At 73.9% G+C, this 21,296-nt stretch carries 14 protein-coding genes and 2 pseudogenes; 6 read left to right on the forward strand and 10 right to left on the reverse strand.

Features of this window, described 5'->3' with window-relative positions; genetic code table 11:
* The first annotated feature begins 46 nt into the window (after positions 1–46).
* Entirely contained in the window at positions 47–1,192 is a 1,146-nt protein-coding gene (locus tag ACWGJ2_RS17905) for an MFS transporter (protein WP_453347140.1), read from the forward strand.
* Between the two features lie 16 nt (positions 1,193–1,208).
* Here ACWGJ2_RS17905 and ACWGJ2_RS17910 read toward each other — a convergent pair whose 3' ends face one another.
* Positions 1,209–2,105, reverse strand: a complete 897-nt coding sequence (locus ACWGJ2_RS17910) for a virginiamycin B lyase family protein (protein ID WP_453347060.1) — start codon at positions 2,103–2,105, stop codon at positions 1,209–1,211.
* Positions 2,106–2,291: 186 nt separating this feature from the next.
* The gene (locus ACWGJ2_RS17915) at positions 2,292–3,449 is read right to left on the reverse strand and encodes a DUF5925 domain-containing protein (protein ID WP_453347061.1); all 1,158 of its coding nucleotides are present in this window, start codon (positions 3,447–3,449) and stop codon (positions 2,292–2,294) included.
* 212 nt (positions 3,450–3,661) lie between these two features.
* Here ACWGJ2_RS17915 and ACWGJ2_RS17920 point away from each other — a divergent pair, with 212 nt between their 5' ends.
* The 3 genes from ACWGJ2_RS17920 to ACWGJ2_RS17930 all read left to right on the forward strand — a co-directional run bounded on the left by ACWGJ2_RS17920 (position 3,662) and on the right by ACWGJ2_RS17930 (position 7,133).
* Positions 3,662–5,035, forward strand: coding sequence for a xylan 1,4-beta-xylosidase (locus tag ACWGJ2_RS17920; protein WP_453347062.1), 1,374 nt, complete (start codon positions 3,662–3,664; stop codon positions 5,033–5,035).
* A 142-nt stretch (positions 5,036–5,177) separates the two neighbouring features.
* Positions 5,178–5,849, forward strand: coding sequence for a DUF4230 domain-containing protein (locus ACWGJ2_RS17925; RefSeq protein WP_453347063.1), 672 nt, complete (start codon positions 5,178–5,180; stop codon positions 5,847–5,849).
* A gap of 162 nt (positions 5,850–6,011) precedes the next feature.
* Entirely contained in the window at positions 6,012–7,133 is a 1,122-nt protein-coding gene (locus ACWGJ2_RS17930; protein ID WP_453347064.1) for an FAD-dependent oxidoreductase, read from the forward strand.
* A gap of 244 nt (positions 7,134–7,377) precedes the next feature.
* Here the strand turns inward: ACWGJ2_RS17930 and ACWGJ2_RS17935 are convergent, their stop codons facing one another.
* Entirely contained in the window at positions 7,378–8,130 is a 753-nt protein-coding gene (locus ACWGJ2_RS17935) for a TetR/AcrR family transcriptional regulator C-terminal domain-containing protein (RefSeq protein WP_453347141.1), read from the reverse strand.
* A 108-nt stretch (positions 8,131–8,238) separates the two neighbouring features.
* On the opposite strand from ACWGJ2_RS17935, the gene ACWGJ2_RS17940 reads away from it, so the two are divergent.
* Positions 8,239–10,074, forward strand: a complete 1,836-nt coding sequence (locus ACWGJ2_RS17940) for a CocE/NonD family hydrolase (RefSeq protein WP_453347065.1) — start codon at positions 8,239–8,241, stop codon at positions 10,072–10,074.
* On the opposite strand, the gene ACWGJ2_RS17945 is transcribed toward ACWGJ2_RS17940, so the two are convergent.
* The 7 genes and pseudogenes from ACWGJ2_RS17945 to ACWGJ2_RS17975 form a co-directional block, all read right to left on the reverse strand.
* On the reverse strand, positions 10,012–13,626 hold the full coding sequence (locus ACWGJ2_RS17945) for a lipopolysaccharide biosynthesis protein (RefSeq protein ID WP_453347066.1): 3,615 nt from the start codon (positions 13,624–13,626) through the stop codon (positions 10,012–10,014). The two genes, ACWGJ2_RS17940 and ACWGJ2_RS17945, sit on opposite strands and share 63 nt — an antisense overlap.
* A 142-nt stretch (positions 13,627–13,768) precedes the next feature.
* Positions 13,769–14,515 (reverse strand): annotated as a pseudogene (locus ACWGJ2_RS17950) (polysaccharide deacetylase family protein); the annotation flags it as partial.
* A gap of 416 nt (positions 14,516–14,931) precedes the next feature.
* Positions 14,932–15,966 (reverse strand): annotated as a pseudogene (locus tag ACWGJ2_RS17955) (glycosyltransferase family 2 protein); the annotation flags it as partial.
* Positions 15,963–16,856: a glycosyltransferase family 2 protein gene (locus tag ACWGJ2_RS17960; protein WP_453347067.1), complete on the reverse strand. Its 894-nt coding sequence runs from the start codon at positions 16,854–16,856 to the stop codon at positions 15,963–15,965. The gene ACWGJ2_RS17960 and the pseudogene ACWGJ2_RS17955, both read right to left, overlap by 4 nt.
* Before the next feature lie 350 nt (positions 16,857–17,206).
* Positions 17,207–18,388: a GNAT family N-acetyltransferase gene (locus tag ACWGJ2_RS17965; RefSeq protein ID WP_453347068.1), complete on the reverse strand. Its 1,182-nt coding sequence runs from the start codon at positions 18,386–18,388 to the stop codon at positions 17,207–17,209.
* 1 nt (position 18,389) lies between these two features.
* Positions 18,390–18,848 carry a hypothetical protein gene (locus tag ACWGJ2_RS17970; RefSeq protein WP_453347069.1) on the reverse strand — a complete coding sequence of 153 codons (459 nt, stop codon included), beginning with the start codon at positions 18,846–18,848 and terminating at the stop codon, positions 18,390–18,392.
* 99 nt (positions 18,849–18,947) lie between these two features.
* Complete coding sequence (locus ACWGJ2_RS17975) at positions 18,948–20,723, reverse strand: protein kinase domain-containing protein (protein ID WP_453347070.1); 1,776 nt, start codon at positions 20,721–20,723, stop codon at positions 18,948–18,950.
* 164 nt (positions 20,724–20,887) lie between these two features.
* On the opposite strand from ACWGJ2_RS17975, the gene ACWGJ2_RS17980 reads away from it, so the two are divergent.
* A complete protein-coding gene (locus ACWGJ2_RS17980; protein WP_453347071.1) occupies positions 20,888–21,154 on the forward strand; it encodes a hypothetical protein in 267 nt (88 codons plus the stop codon).
* Positions 21,155–21,296 lie beyond the last annotated feature (142 nt).

A 21,296-nucleotide genomic window follows, 5' to 3' on the forward strand; every position in this document is an offset into this window, starting at 1 on the left:
CGGCACCGACGAGGCGCCCCCGGCCGCCGCCTACCGCAACCTGATCATGGCCACCGTCGCCTTCGCGCTGACGTTCTGGGCGTGGAACCTCATCGCACCGCTCGCCTCCGGCCTCGCGGAGAACATCGGCGCCAGCTCCTTCGCGCAGTCCTTCATGGTGGCCGTGCCCGTCATCGTCGGCTCGCTCGGCCGGGTCCCCGTCGGCGCGCTCACCGACCGCTACGGAGCGCGCGTGATGTTCCCGCTGGTCACGGCGCTCACCATCGTGCCCGTGCTGCTGCTCACGCTCGTCGACCACTCGGCCGCAGGCCTGCTGATCGTCGGCTTCTTCCTCGGTCTCGGCGGCACGACGTTCGCCATCGGCGTCCCGCTCGTCAACTCCTGGTTCCCGCCGTCCAGGAGAGGGCTCGCACTCGGCGTGTTCGGCATGGGCATGGGCGGCACGGCGCTCTCCGGCTTCTTCACCCCGCGCATCTACCAGCACGGCGAGAACCTGCCGTTCTACGTCGTCGCCGTCGCGCTCGCCGTCTGCGCCGTGCTCGCCGCGCTGCTGATCACCGACCGGCCGGGGCGCGCCGTCCCCACCACCCCGCTCGCGGCCCGGCTCGCCGCCGCGGGGAAACTGCGGGTCACCTGGGAGCTGTCCGCGCTCTACGCGATCGGCTTCGGCGGCGTCGTCGCCTTCGGCGTCTACCTGCCGACGTATCTGAAGACCTTCTACGAGCTGAGCCCGACCGACGCGGGCACCAAGGCGGCCGGGTTCGCGCTGGTCACGGTCGTCTTCCGGCCCATCGGCGGCTCCCTCTCCGACCGGGTGCACCCGGCCGTGGTCACCGCGTGGGCGCTGGCCGTCGTCGCGCTCCTCGGCATCGTGCAGGCCTTCGACCCGGGCCTGTACCCCATGGGCACCATCGCCCTGCTGATCATGGCGGCGGGGCTCGGCGCGACCAGCGGCAGTGTCTTCGCGCTCGTCTCACGCGTCACCCCGCAGGCCCAGGTCGGCAGCGTCACCGGCATCGTCGGCGCGGTGGGCGGCCTCGGCGGTTTCGTCCCGCCGCTGGTCATGGGCGCGATCTACAGCGCCAAGGACTCCTACGCGATCGGCTTCATGCTGCTGGCCATGCTCGCCCTCGCGGGCTGCGTCTACTCCTACGGGCGCATGCGCGCCGCGGGCACGCCGGGCGCCCCCTGAACCATCCCGCGTGCGCCTACGGCGCCACCCGCGCCACTGTCCCCGACTCCAGCGCCACCCACAGCGCGCCGTCCGGGCCCACCGTGATGCCGTGCGGCTCGGACGCGGACGCCGGCAGCCCGTACTCGGAGACGGCGCCCGCAGCCGTGACGCGCCCGACGCGGTTCGCGTCCCACTCCGTGAACCAGCACTCCCCGGCGGACACCGCGACGATCGCGTGCGGCTTGACGGAGCGGTCGGGGAGCGGGAACTCCTCGACGCCGCCGTCCACCCGCACCCTCGCGACCTGGCCCGCGCCGATCTCGACGCACCACAGGGCCTCGCCGTCGCTCGCGATGCCCACGGGACCGGCGCCGGGAGTGGGCAGCCGGTGCAGCGCTGTCCCGCCGTCCACGCCGACGCGGCAGAGCGCGTCCGCCTGGTTGAGGGTGCACCACAGGGCGCCGTCCGGGCCCGCCGTGATCGCCGAGGGGTAGGCGCCGGGCACGGGCAGCGGGAACTCGGTGAACTCGCCGCCGGGCGTCAGACGGCCGACGCGACCCGCGTTCAGCTCCGTGAACCACAGTGCGCCGTCAGGCCCTGCCGCGATGCCGAAGGGACCGCTCTCGGGCGTCGGCACCTCGAACGAGGCGATCTCGCCCCCGACCGTGATCCGGCCGATGCGGTGGTCCCGGGTACGGGTGAACCACAGCGCGCCGTCCGGGCCCGGCGCGATGACCGTCGGCTGGCACCCCGTCGAGTCCAGCGGATACCGCGTCAGACCGCCGTCGACGGTGAGGCGCGCGATCTCACCGCTCCCGGCGAGGGTGATCCACAGCGCCCCGTCAGGTCCTGCCGCGATGCCGTACGGGCCCGCGTCCGCGTCCGCCACGGGGAACTCCTGGACCAGCGGGGCACCACCGGTATCCGGCACGGCGACTCCTTCCGGGAACGGTGGAACGGCCGGTGACGTGACCGGCCCGGCGCCGCCGCCCGAAGCCCGCGCGGCCGTCCGCCACCGCACCCTCCCCGCGACGAGGCCCCGGCGGCAACCGCTTTTCCGCACGACGGTCGGCCGCCGCCAGGCCGCGCGCCCCGGCACCGGCCCGGCCCGGCGCAGCTACAGGTACAGCCCCGCGCCCTCGCGGTCCGCCTGGGAGGGGAGCGACGAGGGGGACGTGCCCTTGCGGAGCGCGAACAGCTCCGCGAGCGTCGCACCGTCGCGCCCGACGCCCTCCTCCGTGCCGAGCCAGCCCACCGCCTCCTGCCGGGAGAGCGGGCCCACCTCGATACGGGCGAGGCACCGGCCAGGACGCACGACCGCCGGGTGCAGCCGCTCCAGGTCCTCGTTCGTCGTGACCCCCACCAGCACCCGCCTGCCCTGGCCCAGCAGCCCGTCCGTCAGGTTCAGCAGCCGCGACAGGGCCTGGCCCGCCGCGTGCTTCGCCTCCCCGCGGATCAGCTCGTCGCAGTCCTCCAGCAGGAGCAGCCGCCAGCGCTGCTCGTCGTCCTCGTCGGAGTCGTCGGCGCCGATGGCGATGTCCATCAGATAGCCGATGTTGTTGAACAGGTGCTCAGGGTCCAGCACGCAGTCCACCTGGCACCAGTCGCGCCACGAGCGGGCCAGCGTCCGCAGCGCCGAGGTCTTGCCCGTGCCGGGCGGGCCGTGCAGCAGCAGGAGCCGTCCCGCGATCTCGTCCGGAGTGATCTTCATCAGGTCGTCCATGGCCGTGGCCACCCGCGACGTGTAGTTCGCGCGGACGTCCTCCCAGGTGCCCGCCGTGATCGTGCGGGTGGTGCGGCGCGGACCGCGCATGGGGGAGTGGTACCAGAAGCCCATGGAGACCTTGTCCGACTGCGGCTCGGGCTCGTCCTCCGCGCCGTCGACCGCCTGCTTGAGCTGCTTCTCCGCCAGCTCGTCGCTGACCGCCGTCACCGTGACGTCCGCGCCGTGGCTCCAGCGCGAGACGAGCGCCGTCCAGCCCTCGCCCTCCGCGAGCGTGGTGCGGCGCCCGTCGGCCCGCGCCTCGCGCAGCACCTTCGCGCCGGGCGGCAGCAGATCGCGGCCCTTCTTGACGTGGTCCACGGAGTGACTGCGCGAGTACGGCTGCTCACCCCGCGTGAAACGGCCCAGGAAGAGCGCGTCGATGATGTCGGAGGGGGAGTCGGTGTCGTCGAGGGTCAGCCGCGCGGGCAGCGCGTCCTCGGGCGGGGTCGGCGCGGTCAGGGCGTCACTCCTGTCGTCGTGTGCGGGTGCGGTGCGGCGGGTTGCGGACATGCCGCACATGATCCGGCATCGGCCCGGCATCGTGCACGCACGTTTCCTCTCGCGCGGCGGGACGTTACTCACCTGTTCCAGCGGAACCGCTCATACCGGACGCCGCCGCCGATACCGTGGGCCGAATGGGGCCGCACAGCGGGGACAACAGCGGGGACCGCGGAAGCCAGGGAAACCGAGAGGCCCGGGGGCACCGGGGAGACCGGGCAGCGATGAACGTGGCGCGCTGGCGCGCGGCGGGCCTGATCGGCGTCGCCCTCGTGGCGGCCGGACTCCTGCTCGCCCTGTTCGGGACGCCGGGCGGCCCCGGCGAGGACACGGGCGGTGCCGGGGTCTACGGCCACCCCGAGCGCCCCGTCGGCAAGCCCAGGCCCGAGCTGGGCTGGGGCTTCACCCACACCGCCGACAGCGCCGACGAGGGTGAGAAGGCGGCCCGCGACCGTGCCAGGCGGCTCCTCGCGGACGCGAAGCTCCCGCAGAACCAGCACATCATGGGCTGGGGCGCCGACAGCCCCGAGCCCTCACCCGGCGACTACGACTTCGCGGCGCTCGACAGCCGCGTCGAGCTGATGCGTGCGACGGGACAGCCGCCCGTCATCACCCTGTGCTGCGCCCCCGACTGGATGAAGGACGGCGGCGAGGCGGGCGAGACCGACTGGAGCGAGCTGGAGACCGCGCCCAGCCGCAAGCACTACGCGGACTTCGCCGAGCTGGCCGGGAAGATCGCCCGCCGCTACCCGGACGTGCGTCACTTCATCGTCTGGAACGAGATGAAGGGCTTCTACGACGACCGCCTCGACCGGTGGGATCACGAGGGCTACACCGACTTCTACAACCTCGTACACGCCGAGCTGAAGAAGGCGGACGAGGACAACCTTGTGGGCGGCCCGTACGTGGTGATGGACAGCGTGGGCAAGGCCAGCAGGCACGCCTCCGACGTCACCGGCCCCTGGGGCGCCCTCGACCAGCGCGCACTCGACGCCGTCAGCTACTGGAACAAGCACAGGCGCGGCGCCGACTTCGCCGTCGTCGACGGCTCCAGCTACACCATGGACGACCGCCTCGTGCCCGACGAGTTCGCCGCCACCGACAAGCTCACCGCCGTCAGCCGCTGGGTGCGCGAGAAGACGCGGCTGCCGCTGTGGTGGGCCGAGTGGTACGTGGAGGTCGGCGACGAGAACGACGAGCGCGACGCCTGGAGCGAGCCGCACAGGACCGCCGTCCAGGCCGCCGGGATGATCGCCATGGCACGCGGCGGCGCCACCACCGGCTTCTACTGGAACCCGCAGAACAGGGGCGCCAAGTGCGCGGGCTGCCTCTGGCGCAGCACGGAACTGTCCGACGGCGGCACCGGGCTGCCCATGATGGGGCTGCTGTCCCGCTTCGCCCGGGAGTTCCCGCCGGGCACACGCCACGAGGACGTCACCGTCGCCGAGGACGACCGGCCCAACGTCAGGGTCCTCGCCGACGACGCGGCCGTCCTCGTCGTCAACACCCTCGGCCGGGAGATCGACGCGAGGATCGACGGGCGGCGCTTCGCGATGGACGGGTACGAGGTGCGCTGGCTCGAGCGCGACGGCCGCTGAACCCGCCACTGAACCAGCCCCACTCGTCAACTCCCGCCACATCAGGCCCAGTTGGCGCCACGGCGGGCGAGCGGTCCGCGTCAGGCGCGGCTCCGGGGGTACGCGTACACCTGCCCGAGCCCCAGGCCCCCGAGGAGGGTTCATGAGCGCTGCCCCACGCGAAGGCGGGCGCGTCCCGCGGCTGACCGCGTTCCTCGTCGTCCTCGTCCTCGTGCTGGGAGTGGCGGTGCTGGCGGGCCGGAACCTGCTGCCCGACCTGCGCAGCCCCTTCGGAACGGAGACCAAGGACCGCACAGGACCCGTCCTGCTGAAGTCCATCCAGGACATGAGCCGCTACCAGGCGGCGGAGGGCACCTTCCAGGTCGTCGTCGATCTGGAGAAGGACGCCAAGTTCCTCCCCGACGCCGTGCGCGGCAGCCGCACCCTCTACGTCGGCAACGGCAGCGTGGCCTCCTACGTGGACTTCGGCGGCCTCGACGACGGCGCCGTCAAGGTCTCCGACGACGAGAAGTCCGTCTCCGTACGCCTCCCGCACGCGAAGCTGGCCAAGCCCTCGCTCGACGTGGAGCGCTCCTACCCGGTGACGAAGGAACGCGGCCTCCTCGACCGCATCGGCGACTTCTTCACCGACAACCCGGACGACGAGCGCGAGGTGCACAAGCTCGCCGTCCGCCACATCAGCGAGGCGGCACGCGAGAGCGACCTGGAGAAGCGCGCCGAGAAGAACACCACCAACATGCTGGAGGGCATGCTGCGCTCCCTCAAGTTCGAGGACGTCTCCGTCACCTACGCGGAAGAAGCCAAGGGCGACTGACCTGCGCCTTTCGCCCCGCGGCGGCCGGGCGGCCGGGCGGTGCGGCCCGTTGTCGGCCGTCTGTCGGTGCGCTGTGGGCGGCCTGTCGGCACGGGCACGGAGTCTTGCCTGAGAAGCCGCCGGGCGCCCATCCGGCGGGCATCCGACAGGCAAGGAACCAGCATGACCACCGACGTCACGATCATCGGCGCCGGACTCGGCGGCCTCGCGCTCGCCCGGGTCCTCCACGTCCACGGCATCCCGGCCACCGTCTACGAGGCCGAGTCCTCGCCGACCGCGCGCTCGCAGGGCGGCATGCTCGACATCCACGACTACAACGGCCAGCTCGCCCTCGAAGCAGCCGGCCTGATGGACGAGTTCCGCGCCCTCATCCTGGAGGGCCGCCAGGCGATACGGGTCCTCGACCCGGACGGGAACCTCCTGTTCGACAAGGCCGACGACGGCACCGGCGGACGCCCCGAGGTGCAGCGCGGCGAGCTGCGGCAGATGCTGCTCGACTCGCTGCCGGACGGCACCGTCCGCTGGGGCCGCAAGGCCAGCGCGGCGCGCACCCTCGGCGAAGGCCGCCACGAGGTGACGTTCGCCGACGGCGGCACCGTCGTCACAGGGCTGCTCGTCGGCGCGGACGGCGCGTGGTCACGGATCAGGCCGCTTCTCTCGGACGCCGTGCCCGCGTACATCGGCAAGTCGGTCGTCGAGACCTACCTGTTCGACGCGGACACGCGGCACCCCGCCGCCGCGAAGACGGTCGGCGGCGGGTCGATGTTCGCGCTCAAGCAGGGCCGGGAGCTCTTCGCCCACCGGGAGAAGGGCGACACGCTGCACGCCTACGTGGGGATCGCCGAGCCGCTGGACTGGTTCGCCGCCATCGACTTCGACGACGCCGACGCGGCCAAGGTGCGGATCGCGCGGGAATTCGACGGCTGGGCACCGGAACTCACCGCGCTGATCACCACCAGCGACGTGGCGCCGGTCCTGCGCCCCCTCCACGCGCTGCCGCTCCGGCACCGGTGGGACCGTGTCCCGGGGGTGACCCTGCTCGGCGACGCGGCGCACCTCGCGGCCCCCAACGGCGAGGGCGCCAACCTCGCCATGCTCGACGGCGCCGAACTCGGCAAGGCCATCGCCGCGCACCCCGACGACATCGAGACCGCGCTCAGTGTGTACGAGCAGGCCATGTTCCCGCGCAGCGCCGAGGCCGCCGAAGCGGAGGACGCGGCGCCGGACAACCCCGCGCTGGAGGACGTGGTCAACTTCTTCAGCGGGGGCGGGGAGACCCCCTGAGCCGTCGGCCGGAACCGTCACGGCGACCGTGCCTGCCGGGCACCGGGGGCGGGGGCATCACGGCGTTCCGGCGCCGCTCCGCATGGCGGCGCCTGACGCCCGTCCGGCAGACCCGGCAGACCCGGCACCGGTCGGGTCACCCGACGCGTGACCCGGTCGGTCACCTCCCGTGGCGGCCGGAGGAACGGCGTGAGGTGTCACCGCCCCACATCTCGGTGCGCGTGATCTCCGGCCGCCCGGGGCGTCAGACCGCGTCGAGGCCGTCGACCATGCGGTCGAGGAGGCGGGTGAACGTCGCGTCGGGGTCGAGGGGGCCGGAGGGCGCGGCGAGCGCCTTGGCGAGTTCGGGGTGGCGGCCCTCGGCGGCGACGGCCGCCAGGTAGCGGGCCTCGGCCGCCGCGCGGCCCGGCGCGTGCGCCACCGCCGCCTGCGCGACCTCGTGCGCGACGTGCCCCGAGACGAAGCCGGTGAGCAGGCTGAACACCTCCATCCGCGCGCCGCCGTCGAGCCCCGTTGGCCGCAGTGCCACGAGCGCGTGCTCCAGGAAGGCGAGCGTGTGCGGGCCGGGCGAGCGGCGGGCCGTGAGCGCGGCGGGCAGCCAGGTGTGCCGCAGCATGAGGGCGCGCTGGGCGTGCGCCATGGCCTTGAGGTCGGCGCGCCAGTTCCCGGTGAGCGGCTCTCCGGCGGGGAGTTCGGCGCTGACGTGGTCGACCATCAGCTCCAGCAGCGTCTCCTTGTCGGGGACGTAGCTGTAGAGCGACATGACGCCCGCGCCGACCCGCGAGGCGACCTGCCGCATCGTGACCGCGTCCAGTCCCTCGGCGTCCGCGAGCGCGACGGCCGCCGCCGTCACCTGCTCCCGGCTGAACGCGGGCGGCCGTCCCCTGCGCGGCCTGCCGGACCGCAGCCAGAGCCGCTCCGGATCCACGCCCCCGGCCCCGGACCCGCTCCCGCCTCCGGTCCCGGACCCGCCCCCGGTCCCGTCGCCCTCGTGCACGGCGCCGCCGCCCTTCTCCTCGTATCTCCCCGTACCGACCGCCACTTGCCGTCCCCATCCAAGCAGGCGCTATTCTCGTACTACGTACGAGAATAGGCGAGGAGAGCCATGCCACCGCACCCGCGTGACGCCATACCCCGGCCCGGTCGGCCCCCGCGCTCCGCGCGGCTCCTGCGGGCGACCTGGCGCGGGCTCCCGGCCCGGCGGTACGACGTCCGCTGGGAACCCGGGCTCACCGTGCCCGCCGCCGACGGCACCCCGCTGCGCACGGACCACTACCTCCCCCTCGGCCAGGGCGACTTCCCCACCCTCCTGGTGCGCTCGCCCTACGGCAGGGGCCTGCCATGGGCGCCGCTGTACGGGCTGCTCTTCGCCGAACAGGGCTTCCACGTCGTCCTCCAGAGCTGCCGGGGCACCGGCGGCTCAGGCGGCGAGTTCCATCTGTGGCGCGACGAGCCGGCCGACGCGCTGGCCACCGTCGCCTGGCTGCGCGAGCGGCCGTGGTTCGACGGCAGGCTGGGCACCGTCGGGCCCAGTTACCTCGGCTATACGCAGTGGGCGCTCGCGCTCGATCCGCCGCCCGAACTGCGCGCGATGGCCGTACAGGTCGGCCTGCACGACCCGCATGCCCTGTTCCACGCGAACGGCGCGTTCCAGTTGGAGAACGCCCTCACCGTGGGCCTCGGCATGACCCACCAGTACCGTGGGGCCGCCGCCTTCCTCCGGGCCGCGCTGCGTCTGCGGCGCCGCCTGCGCGAGGTCACTCTCGCTCTGCCGCCGCGCGGAGCGCAGACCCGCGCCGTGGGCACCGGGGCGCCCTGGCTGGACGCGGCGACGCGCCACCCCGACGCCGACGACCCGTACTGGGACGGCGCCGATCTGGCCGCGGCGGCCGAGCGGGCGCGCGTGCCCGTCGGACTGGTCACCGGGTGGCACGACGCACTGGCCGCGCAGACCTTCGCGCAGTACGCGCGGCTGCGCGCGGCGGGCTGCGAGACCGCGCTGCTCGTCGGCCCGTGGACCCACACCTCGGCCCTCCAGCAGGGCTGGCCCGAGGTGTTCGCCGAGACCCTGGCCTGGCTGCGGGCCCACCTGTGCGACGACGCCTCAGGGCTGCGCGGCACTCCCGTACGCGTGCACATGGGCGGCGACCACGGGGGAGCCGGGCACGAGGGAGCGGGAGCCGGGGATGCGGGGGAGGCGTGGCGGGACTTCGACGTGTGGCCGCCCGACGGCACGGTGACCACCCCTCTCTTCGCGGCCCCCGGCGGGCGACTCGCCCGGCGGGCGCCCGAGGACCCCGCGCCGCTCGCCTCCTTCCGCTACGACCCGGCCGACCCCACCCCCTCGGTCGGCGGCGCCCTGCTCTCGCGCGGCGCGGGACCCCGCGACAACGGCGCTCTGGAGGCCCGCGAGGACGTCCTGACCTTCACCGGGCCGCCGCTGCCCGCACCCCTGGACGTCCTCGGTCCCGTCGCCGCGCGCCTGCGGGTCTCCGTGGACACCGGGCACGCCGACCTCGTCGCCCGCCTCTGCGACGTGGACGGCGCGGGCCGCTCCGTCAACGTCTGCGACGGCGTGGTCCGCGTCGCCACGGAGGGGGAGCGGATCACCGAGGTCACCGTGCCCCTGGGGGACACGGCGCACCGCTTCGCGGCGGGACACCGCGTCCGTCTCCAGCTCAGCGGCGGCGCCCACCCGCGCTACGCGCGCAACCCGGGCACCGGTGAGCCGTCGGCAGAGGCCACCCGGCTCACCCCCGTGCGGATCACCCTGCACCCGTCCTCGGCGCTGACCCTGCCCCACGAGCCCGGGGCCGACGGAGCCGACGGGACCGACGGGACCGACAGGGCCGACGGGACCGCGTCGGACGAGGCCCCGCTACGACATCGTCCAGAACCGCTGCACCAGCGCGGCCACGAACAGCAGCATCAGCGGCAGTGAGAACCAGAACGTGCTCTGGAGCCACGCGAAGGTGCGCTCGCCAGGCCGCGCCGCCACCCGTACGAACTCGCGCGCCCCCAGCAGCAGGATCAGCGCCAGCGCCGAGAGCCCGCCCATGATCGACCACGAGGTCCAGGTGATGCGCGGGCCGACGGGGCCGGGGTCCGGCGCCGCCGCCTTGCCCGAGGGCCGGTCGCGCAGGGTGTAGAGGACCGCGTCGTCGTTCGCCAGCACCTTGCGCAGCTCCCCGCGCCCGTCCAGCGCCTTCGTCAGCCGGGACTGCCAGTCGTGGGGATAGCCCGAGTCCAGCGCGAGGTAGGTGGACTGGCCCTCGTTGAGCATCAGATACGAGTTCGGCCCGGCCTCGCGCAGCGCCTCGACCAGCGAGGCGGGCCGCTCCGGGTCCAGCGGCGCCGGCGTCGGCACGTACTCCACCCGCTCCATGTCCCGCGCGCCCCAGGGCATGGCCGGAGTCACGTCGTCCACGGTGTCGTTGGTGGGCCACAGCAGGCGCACGGTCGGCTCGTCGTGCGCGTACACGTACTCCATCGCCGCGACCTCACCGGCCCGCGCCCGCTCGAAGGGCTCGTTGCCCCAGCGCGCCACCAGGAAGCCCCCCATCAGCACCAGCCCCGCCGACAGCGCGGCGAGCGGCGCGACATGGCGCCGCCACCACGGCTCGCCGTCGCGCGTGAAGCGGCCCCCCGCGCGGGGGAACAGCGCCAGCGCGGCCAGCACACAGGCGCCGGGTGCCGCGAAGAGGAAGACGCGCAGCGCGATCTCGCCGCCGTAGGACTGGGCGCCGAACGCCAGGAACGGCAGGCAGGTCAGCACCAGCAGCGCCCGGTCCGCGTACCCCTGCCGACGCCGCCGCAGCAGCCCGAGCCCCGCCAGCCCCAGCGTCCCGCCCGCCAGCGCTACCCGTACGTAGAGCACCAGCTTGTGCGTCTCGCTGCCGCCCTCGATGCGCCCGGAGACGGACGAGGACACATTGCCGCCCACGCCCCCGACCCCGCCGAACAGCTCGTCGAAGTGCCCCGACCAGTACGGCTCCGCCAGATAGCACACCCACACCGCCACCAGCACCCCGCACAGCAGCGGCAGCCCGTACAGCGTCGTGCGGCGCACCAGGATCAGCCCGATCAGCACCCCGAGCATCACGAACGGCGTCAACTGGTGCCCCGCGACCGAGGCCACGAACAGCCCGATCAGCACGGCCAGCAGCACGGCGCGCTCGCCCCGCCGCTCCGGGCCCGGCACCTCGTCCGTCTCGCCCGGCTGCCGCTTCCCGCCGCGCAGCGCGCGCGGCTGCCGGAACCACACCAGCAGCAGCGCGACGAACAGCAGATAGAAGAGGAACGTGAAGCCCTGCGGCGAGAAGTAGTCCTGGCCCACCCAGCCGCACAGCGCGAAGAACCACACCGCGCACCACTTGGCACGCCAGTGCGCCCGCACAGCCCGCAACAGCACCGCCAGCGGCGCCAGATACGCGAGCTGGATCACCGTCGGCCACCAGCGGATCAGCCCGGACAGATCGTCGACGCCGCACGCCCGCGCCAGGAAGGCGGCGCCCGCGAAGAAGCCCGGCCAGCTCCAGCGCGCGTCCATGTCGGGGGCCGCCGTGCCCGTGCGCTCGATGTAGTCCAGGAACCCCAGGTGCTGCCACGCGGTCGGGAAGCGCGGCGCGCCCTCCAGCAGGGCGGGGACGGCGTGCAGCGAGAACACCGTCAGCAGCAGCGCCACCGTCAGCAGCGCCCGGTGCTGACGCCCCGTCCACAGCGCCCCCGCGAAGACGGCCACCAACAGCGCGGCGCCCACCAGGGTGGGGACGGGCAGCACGGAGACCAGGCCGAGCCCGCCCATGGCCGTAAGCTCCGCCTCGCCCATGCCGGACAGGGGCAGCCAGTACAGCGCCACGGCCGCGCCCAGCAGCAGCCACAGGCCCGTGGCCGGGCGGCGCAGCCGCCGCAGCGTCGGGCGCAGCCGCTCGGACAGCGGGGGGCGTGGGCCGCGCGGCAGGTCTGGCAGCGGGGTGCCGCGGGGCGGGGTGACGCTGGGGTGCCGGTCCAGGTGCTCGAGGTCGGCGCGGAGCTGGAGCGTCGGCTCGTCCTCGTAGTCGCGGTAGTCGCGCGCCGCCCAGCTCGGGCGCCGCTCGCCGTCACCAGGTTCGCCGTCGCCGCGATCCCTGGCGCCGTCCCCGGCACCGTGCGCCGACGCCTCGGCCACGCTGGTGGCCGGGGCGCGCAGCACCCCGTACAGCTTCCACGCCGCGATCCCCGCCACAAGACCCAGGCTGCCCGCCTCGGCGAGCCCCGCGCCGGTCAGGCCCATGCGCGGCAGCAGCGCCACGGTCAGCCCGACCACCAGCACGCACAGCAGCCCCTGGAGATAGGCGAGCCCGGAGGTGCGGTTCTGGGCGCGCAGCACCGCGTAGTAGACCTCGATGACCACGCGCAGCGCGGCGCCCACCGCGTAGTAGCGCAGCAGCGGCGTCGCGGCGTCGGCGTACCCCTTCCCGAACACGCGCAGGACCAGCGGCGCGAGGAGGAACAGGCCCGCGCACACCGGGAGCATGATGCGCGCCATCCGCAGCAGCGCGGCGCGCGCGTTCTCCGCCAGGCGCGCGGGATCGTGCGAGCCCTCCACGGTGAGCGAGGCCCCCATGTTGAGCGCGAGCAGGTTGATCGTGCCGCCGATCGTCGTCGTGGTGTAGAAGTACGCGTTCTCGGCGGACGGGATCTGCGAGGCGACGATGACGGGGACGAGGTAGACGACGACGAGCGAGAACAGCGCCCCCGTGTAGTCCCCCGCGAGGAAGCGGCCCATCTCGCGCATCCCGGCCGGGCGCGCGGTCTCCCGCGTGGCCCGCACGTGCCGGGGCACGAGCCGGGTGAACACCAGCCAGCCCAGGGGCAGCGCGGACAGCGCGATGGCCGCGACCCAGGAGACGAAGACGCCCGCCGTGGGGACCGCGGCGGCCAGCGCCACCAGCAGGATCAGCTTGGCCGTGGAGAAGACGGTGTTGCCGACCGGCACCCACCGCGCGCTGCGCAGCCCCGTGAGCACGCCGTCCTGGAGCGTCAGCAGCGACCACAGGACGACCGCCAGGACGAACCCGGCGCCCGGCAGCAGCCCGTGCAGGAAGCGGTACGAGTCGCCCCACCAGTCGAGCGTCGCCAGGAAGACCAGCGCGGCGCACACGACGACCACCGAACTCGCCAGATACGTGCGCAGGATGAGCTGCCTGGTGGTGCGCCCCGCGACGGGGATGAAGCGGGCCAGCGCGCCCATCAGCGTCACCGCCGTGAGGCCCGCGAGGAACTTCATGGCGGCGATGGCGGCCGAACCCTGGCCGACGGCGGAGTCCGAGTAGTAGCGCGCCGCCACGAGCCAGTAACCGAGCCCGAGGACCGCGGAGATGCCGGTGTTCAGCATCAGCGCGTAGGCGTTGCGGAAGAGCTGGCTACCGCCGCCCTTGCCGCCGCCACGCGCTGAGCGCCCGGTGGCGGCGGCAGCACCGGACGGCTGTTCCGGTGCGTAGGTGTCAGTCACATGCTCGGTGATCCCTGGCTCCTGGTCGGGCGGTGAGACGGACGGATGGACGGGTGGACGGGTCGGGAGCGCTGTTCGACGGGGGCGGCGGGACGGGTGGGTCCGGGGGTGGTGCCGGTGCGCCGGGCGCGGTCAGTGCGGTGAGCGCCCTGCGACCGCGCCGTACGACCGCGTACCCCCTGCCCAGCACCTTGTCCAGGGCGAAGTCACGGCCCAGGGGCCGACCTTCCACCAGGCGCTGGAACTCGGCCAGGTCCGTGCTGCGGCGCACCGTGTAGCGGGTGAGCGCGTACGGGCCCTGCGTGCGCCTGGCGAGCGCGTTGTTGACGGCGAGGGACTGCCCGAAACCGCCCGCGCGCACGGCCTCGCGCACCCTACGGCTGGAATACCCGTAGGGATAGGCGAAGGACACCGGTCTGGTGCCCGTCTCCGCGGCGATGATGTCGCGGCAGTGCCCGATCTCGTGGGCGAGCGGCCCGTCGTCGAGCTGGTCGAGCTGCGGATGCGTGTGGCTGTGCCCCCCGATCTCCACACCGGCCCGCTCCAGGCCCCGCACCTGGTGCCAGTCGAGCATCGTGTCCAGGGCGCCGCCGCTCTCGTACGGGCCGCGCAGCCAGCCGGTGGAGACGAACAGGGTCGCGCGGAAGCCGTACTCGACGAGTACGGGCAGCGCGTACCGGTGCACGCCCTCGTAGCCGTCGTCGAAGGTCACCAGCACCGGACGGCACGGCAGCGCACGCCCTGTGCGCCAGGCGTGGCCCAGCTCGGCCGCGGTGACCGGCGAGAAGCGGAGCCGGTCCAGCAGGGCCATCTGCGCGGCGAACGCGTCCGGCGCAACGGAGAGGCTGTGCGCCGCTCGCGCGGGCACATGGCTCACCGCGTGATACATCAGCACCGGCACGGGCCCCGGCGCCGCCCCGACGAACCCCCGTCTGTGCCCCGCCCCGCCCCTCACGCGGCGGCCTCCCCGTCCCCACCACCGGCCCCCGCCACCACGGGCGGCGTGCGCTCGCCCACGTCGGCCCCGGTGCCGCTCCGGGCCGGGGACGTGCCTTCGGCCGACGGCCGGTTCTCGGCCACCGTCGCGCCCTCGCCCGCGTCGGTCCGGGTGCCGCTCCGTGCCGGGGACGTGCCTTCGGCCGACGGCCGGTTCTCGGGCACCGTCGCGGCCTCGTCCGCCGAGGGACTGTCGGCCCGCGAGGCGCGGTTGCCCGTCCCCTCGCCCCTGTCGGCCCGGGTGCCGTTCCGGGCCGGACAAGTGCCTCCGGCCGACGACCCGTTCTCGGGCACCGTCGTGCGCGCGGCCCGCGAGGCGCCGTTGCCCGCGCCCGCGGCGAACCCCGCACCCGCGCGACGGGCCCGCAGGCCGCCGAGTGCGTAACCGGCCGCCGCCGCCGCGACGCCCGTCACGACCGCCGCCGCCCTGCCCGCGCCGCCGGGACGGGCGAGGGCGAAGTCGCGCAGACCGCGCGCCACCGCTGCGGGCAGCACCCGCGTCGCGTAGCGGCGCTCCGTCGACAGGCCGTCCCGCGCGCCGACGCTGCTCGCGACCAGCGCCTTGGACAGGCCCTCCGCGTAGGCGCGGCGGCGCAGATAGGCGAAGCGCGCACGGGACGCGGGCACCCGGTGGTGGATGACCGCGCGGTCGTCGACGAGCAGCACCGCGTCCGGGCGCGCCCGGCGCAGCCGGATGCACAGCTCGGTCTCCTCGCAGCCGAGCGGCAGCCGGTCGCCGTCGCGTCCGATGCCGGTGGCGAAGCCGCCGACGGCGTCGAAGGCCGTACGGCGGAAGGACGCGTTCCCGCCCAGCACATTGCGCACCCGCACCCGTCCCGTCGGATGGCCCTTGTACATGCAGCCGACGGCCCAGTCGAACTCCTCGGGGAACCACACGGGTCGGCGCCCCGACTCCCATACGGGCTCGGTGCGCCCGCCGACCGCCATCACCAGCGGATCGGCGTACGCGGCGGCCAGGTGCCGCAGCCAGTCGCGCTCGGCGACCGCGTCGTCGTCGAGGAAGGCGACGATCTCGCCCGTCGAGGCCGCGACGCCGGTGTTGCGCCCGGCGGAGAGGCCGCGTGGCCCCGCGTTGTCGAGCACCCGCACCCGCGCACCATCCGGCCTCGCGCCGCCCGTCGCGCACGCGCCCGACTCGGCGAACTCCGCCGCCAGGCGGCCCCGCAGCAGCGGATTGTGGTCCACGACGAGCAGCGTCTCCCACGCGGCCAGCGACTGCGCCCGCACCGAGTCGACGGCGGCGAGGATGTCGGCCCAGCGGTCCTCCGTGTAGGCGCAGATCACCACGGAGAGCCGCGGGCCACGGGCGTCCGCGCCGCTCACCTGCCCTCCCGCACCATCGCCGTGCGGACCTGCGCGCTCGCGGCGACGACGCGGTTCCTGCGGTCCGCGCGCTCGCGCAGGATCACCCTCAGCACGCGCAGCCCGTCGCGCACGGCGCGCAGATTGCTGGTGCCGTGGATGCGCTCGTACTCGTGGCTGGGTATCTCCTGCACCCGGAACCCCGCCTTGACGACCCTGATGTTCATCAGCGTCTCCACCTCGAAGCCCGCGCAGTCCAGCTTGATGTCGTCGAGGCAGTGGCGCCAGAAGGCGTTGTAGCCGTAGCACAGGTCCGTGTAGCGGGCGCCGAACTTGCGGTTGACGACCGAGGTGAGGACGTGGTTGCCCAGCTTGCGCACGGGCGTCATGTCGTCCGTGCCCCCGCCGTTGGCGAAGCGCGAGCCCTTCGCGAAGTCGGCGCCGCCGACCAGCGCGGAGACGTAGGAGACGATCTCGGCGCCGTCCATGGACCCGTCGGCGTCGGCCATCACCACGATGTCACCGGTGCAGGCGGCGAAACCGGTGATCAGGGCGTCGCCCTTGCCCTTGCCCCGCTGGGTGACGACGGTGATGTCAGGACGCAGCTCGCGGGCCACGGCCACGGTGTCGTCCGACGAGTTGCCGTCCACAAGGACGACCTCGTGCACCCACTCGGGCAGCGACGTGAAGACGTACGGCAGGTTCTCGGCCTCGTTCATCGCCGGGATGACGACGCTGACACGGGGCGCTATCGCCAGGTGCGAGGAGACCGGGCGGTACTCCTGCGGCGTTTCCTCCGTGGCGCTCTCCGGCTCGGCCTCCGCCTCGGCCCCCGCCTCCGCCGGGGCGGCGCCCGTGGGCTTCTCCCCGTTGGGCGGCTGTTCGGCCAGCGGTCGCGTGGTGAACGTCATGAGCTGTTCCCTCTCGTCCGGTGGACCGCCCACCCCAGGACGGTCCCGCACTGTGTCCGGTTCGAAAGGGGGGTTGCCGCCCCGCGTAGTGCGGAGCGCTGGCATACGTGACTCCTCGCGCGGCCCGTGTCCCGACTGCGCCCGTCGCCCCCAGCGACGCGCGTGATCGGCCCCGGCACCCCCCTACCGCGCCCCGCCTCCGCTGCCCGTCCCGGCCGTGCCCTCCCCAGAGCCGATGCCGGTGGGCCCCCTATGTGCGGGGGGATGCGGGTGGATGTACGTCAGTATGGACGTTTGAGTTCTTATGGCAAGACCTGGAGCATCAACTCCGTTTTGCCGTAAGAATGATGTCACCGCCCTTCTGTCCCCTCTTTCTTTCCTGTTTTTCCCGGCTTTCCCGGCCTTCTCGTCCTCGCCGGGTCCGACGGGTCCACCGCGCCGCCCGGGCGCAGCGCGCCCACCTTCTTCAGAGCCCGGTCGGCCGGTTCGAACAGCGCCGGTCTCGCCAGCACCGCGTTGCGCAGCGCGCGGACGGGCGCGCGGTGCGCCCTGCGGCCGTACGCCACCGGGTGGGGCCGGGTCACCCAGCCCTCGTGCACCGTGATCTCACGGGTCTTGAGGGAGTCCTTGTACTGCTTCTGGCCGCGCCCCAGATCCACGTACGAGAGCCCGTCGGCCGCCGCGCCCTCGGCCATCCGCAGATGCATCAGGAGGCCGGGCGAGAACGGCGCGAACTCGGGGTCGTAGGCGGGGAACCAGCAGGTGTGGACCCGGTCGGTACGCGGCCCGAAGTGCGCCGCGACCGGGCGCGAGCCCGCGTAGAGGACGGAGAGCTGGCCCGCGAACGCGTCCGAGCGGGAGTGGAAGAGCTGGTGCACCAACTGGACGATCCAGGGGCGCGCGAAGCGGTCGCTGCGCCCCGTCCTGCGGTACTGCGCCGATTTCCAGGCCATCAGCGTGTGCAGCACGGCGGGATCGCGCTCGTCGTGCACATAGCGCACCTCGCCGACCCTGCGGCCGAGCTTGCGCTCCTTGTAGAACGTCTCGCGCACGAACCTGGGCGAGGCGGCGCGCAGCCGCGCCAGGTAGGCGTCGAAGCCCTGGTCCACGTCGATCACCGGGGAGGCGAAGGAGGCGGTGACGCCGTCGCCGAACGCGTCCTGGCCCTCGGCGAGGTGGTCGAACTCCCACATGGACAGCCCGCAGGCGCGCAGCAGTTCCCGCGCGTCCCAGGTGAACCCCGGCCGGTGCACGACGCCCTGGCAGTCCGAGACGCCCAGCCCGACCGCGCGGCCGACCCCGAGGGGCCCGCGCTGGTACGGGAAGAACGCGGCGGGCTCGCCGTCCTCGTCGTGGAGCACCGCCACCCGCACGTTCCCCCGGCTGCGGCCCACGGCGAGCGTGAACTCGGGCGAGAGGAAGGGGTTGGCGAGCTGCGGCGCGCCGTGCAGATGCGCCTTCGCCTGGAGGGAGGTCCACGCGGCCCGGTCGGCGTCCGTGAGTGCGCCCGGCCTGCGCACCTGGATGTCCACGTCAGCCGCCCCGCCGGGCGCCGCTGCCGCTGCCGCCGGTTCCGGTGCCGCCGCTTCCGTTCCGGCCGAGCGCGAGCGGCGTCAGCAGGAGCAGCCCGCTCAGCACCCCGACGGCGACGATGCCGCCGCGCACCGACCACGTATGCGTCGCGATCATCACCTGGGCGACGAGCAGGTCCAGCGCCGCTGCCCCGACGACGGCGACCACGGCGCGGGTCAGCGCGTCGAGACGGCGCAGCGAGGCCGCGAGGGCGAGCGCGGGCGCCGCCAGCAGGAAGAAGAGGGTGAAGGGGGCGCGCAGGGGCGAGGCGACATCGGCGAGCGCGAGCGCCGCACCCACACCGCCGACCCCGACGGCCGCGCCCGCCAGCAGCGGCAGCGAGTCGGTCCTGGCTGAACCGGAGCCGGAGCCGGAACCGGAACCGGGCCTGTCCGTCCCACCGGGCGTGCCGGGTGTCATGGAATCACCGGGTCTCCGCGTGGATTCGCCGGATCTCTGAATGATCTGCATTGGTGGCCAGTCCCCCCGGAATGCCCCCGAAGCGCAGGATATGAGCACTCAATCTGGCGGCATCTCAGCAGCCTCGTCAAGCGTGCGCCAGGACTGTGACCGTGTAACAGCGAGCGGCCCGTGAGCGCCCGTACCGGAGTACTCGCTGGGGGAGTCGCCGGGCTCGCAGGTCACCGTGAAGTCCACCGCGTCGGACTCCGCCGCGCGCGGCGAGCGCACGGCGACCTTCATCGAGTCCTCGCGCGTCTCGTCAGCCGTATAGGTGGTCTCGGTGTGGTCCACGGTGCGGGACTTGGCGCCCCCGGCCGCGAAGTGGAGGGTCTGCCAGCCCGGCGCCGAGGTCGTGCCGCTGCCGGTGGTCCAGCGGTACTCGACGTCGGCGGGCAGCTTCCTGGCGGTGAGCTTCGCGGTGAAGGAGGGCGCCTCGGCCGAGGGCGGCGGGCAGGCTCCCGCGTAGCTGTCGCGTACGGCCGTGACCGTGACGGTGATCTTCTGCTCGTACGAGCCGCCTCTGTCACCCCCGTCACCCCCGTCGTCTCCGCCACCCGTGTCGCCTCCGGTGCTCCCGCCGTCGTCGCCCCCGCCCCCGCTGCCGCCGTCGTTCCCGCCCGTACCGCCCCCGTCGCCGCCGTCCCGTCCGCCGTCGGAGTCCTGGCCTTCCGTGCCGTCCGTACCGCCCGAGGAACTGCCGGAGCCGGAGCCGGACCCCGAGCCCGAGCCGCCCGCCTCCCCGCCCCCGCCGCGGGTGCCCTCCCACACGAGCCAGCCGACGAGCAGCGCGGCGAGCAGCGCCACCGTCAGCAGCCACACGAGGCCGTGCCGCTTCGGCCCGTCGCGTCGCGGCGCGGACGTCGAGGTGAGGGGCCCGTCCATCGCGGCGGGCCCGAAGCCGGGCGGCGGCCCGGCCGTGGCCCCCGTGCGGGTGGCGGCCGTGGGCGCGCCCGGGTCGGCCGGGGACCAGACCGTCGGCGCGTAGGCGGCCGGAGGAGTGGAGGTGTCGCGCGGGGTGCCGCCCGCCGAGGCGCTGACCAGCATCCGCGCCGCCTCCTCGGCCGGGAGCCGCAGCTCCGGGTCCTTGCGCAGCAGCCCCTCGATGACGGGGGCGAGCGGCCCGGCGTGCGAGGGCGGCGGCAGTTCCTCGTCGACGACGGCGCGCAGCGTGCTCAGCGCGGAGTCGCGGCGGAAGGGCGTGTTCCCCTCGACCGCCGCGTACAGCAGCACTCCCAGCGACCACAGGTCGGAGGCGGGACCCGGCGGACGTCCCATCGCTCGTTCGGGTGCGAGGAACTCGGGAGAACCGACCAGCTGGCCGGTCATGGTCAGCGCCGAGCTGCCCTCGACGACCGCGATCCCGAAGTCGGTGAGGACCGTGCGCCCGTCGTTGCCGACGAGGACGTTGCCGGGCTTCACATCGCGGTGCAGCACCGAGGCCGCGTGCGCGGCGCGCAGCGCGGCGAGCACCTCGGCGCCGATGGCCGCCGCCCGTTCGGGCGCCAGCCGCCCCTCCGCCTCGAGTACCTCGTACAGGGAGAGTCCGCGCACCAGTTCCATGACGATCCACGGGCGGCCGTCGTCGTTGACGACGTCGTAGACCGTGACGACGTTACGGTGCGTGACGCGTCCGGCGGCCCACGCCTCCCGCTCCAGACGGGTGTAGAGCTGTGTGATCTCCCGCTCACTCAGGACGTCGGGAGCACGCACCTCCTTGACGGCGACGTCGCGGTCCAGGCGCTCGTCGTGCGCCTGCCAGACCACGCCCATCCCGCCCCGCCCCAGCTCCCGCAGGAGCCGGTAGCGGCCGGACAGAACCCGTTGCGCGCTCATTGCGCCCCCCTTGCCCCCTTCTTCGTGATGCTGAGCGCTCGTACGGTGTTCGTCAACCGGCTTGTGGGGCAGGTGAATCCTGTGACCGGGATACACGCGTGTCGGACTCGGGAGATAGGGTTACTCTGCCCGGGCCGGGTGCCCTCGTACGGGTGGGGAGTGTCATGGAACAGATAACAGTGAGCAGCAGGGCGCGAGTGCCTGCGATCAAATGCGGGACGAGCGCGACGAGTTCGCGTCTCGACCGGCATCTGGCCGTGCTCGCCGGCCCCGCTGTGCCGCAGGGCCAGACGGAAGAGGCGACGACGCTGATGCGTGAGCTCACGCAGCGCGACGCCGCGCGAAGCGGTGCGAAGAACCGCGGTGCGCGGGTCTCGCTGTTCGCGCCTCTGCGCAAGCTGCGCCGCACCCTCTTCGGAGGGCGCGGCTGAGCCTCCGCGCTCCGCGCGGGGGTTGTGGGCATCCGTTCCACCTGACGGAACGGATGGACGCAACCCCCACCGGCCCGTAACCGGTACTCGGCCATGAGAGCCAGGGGCACGCCCCTCCCGCGTCCGCGCGGGAGGGCCCCTG

This window comes from Streptomyces sp. NPDC054796, from assembly GCF_053611545.1.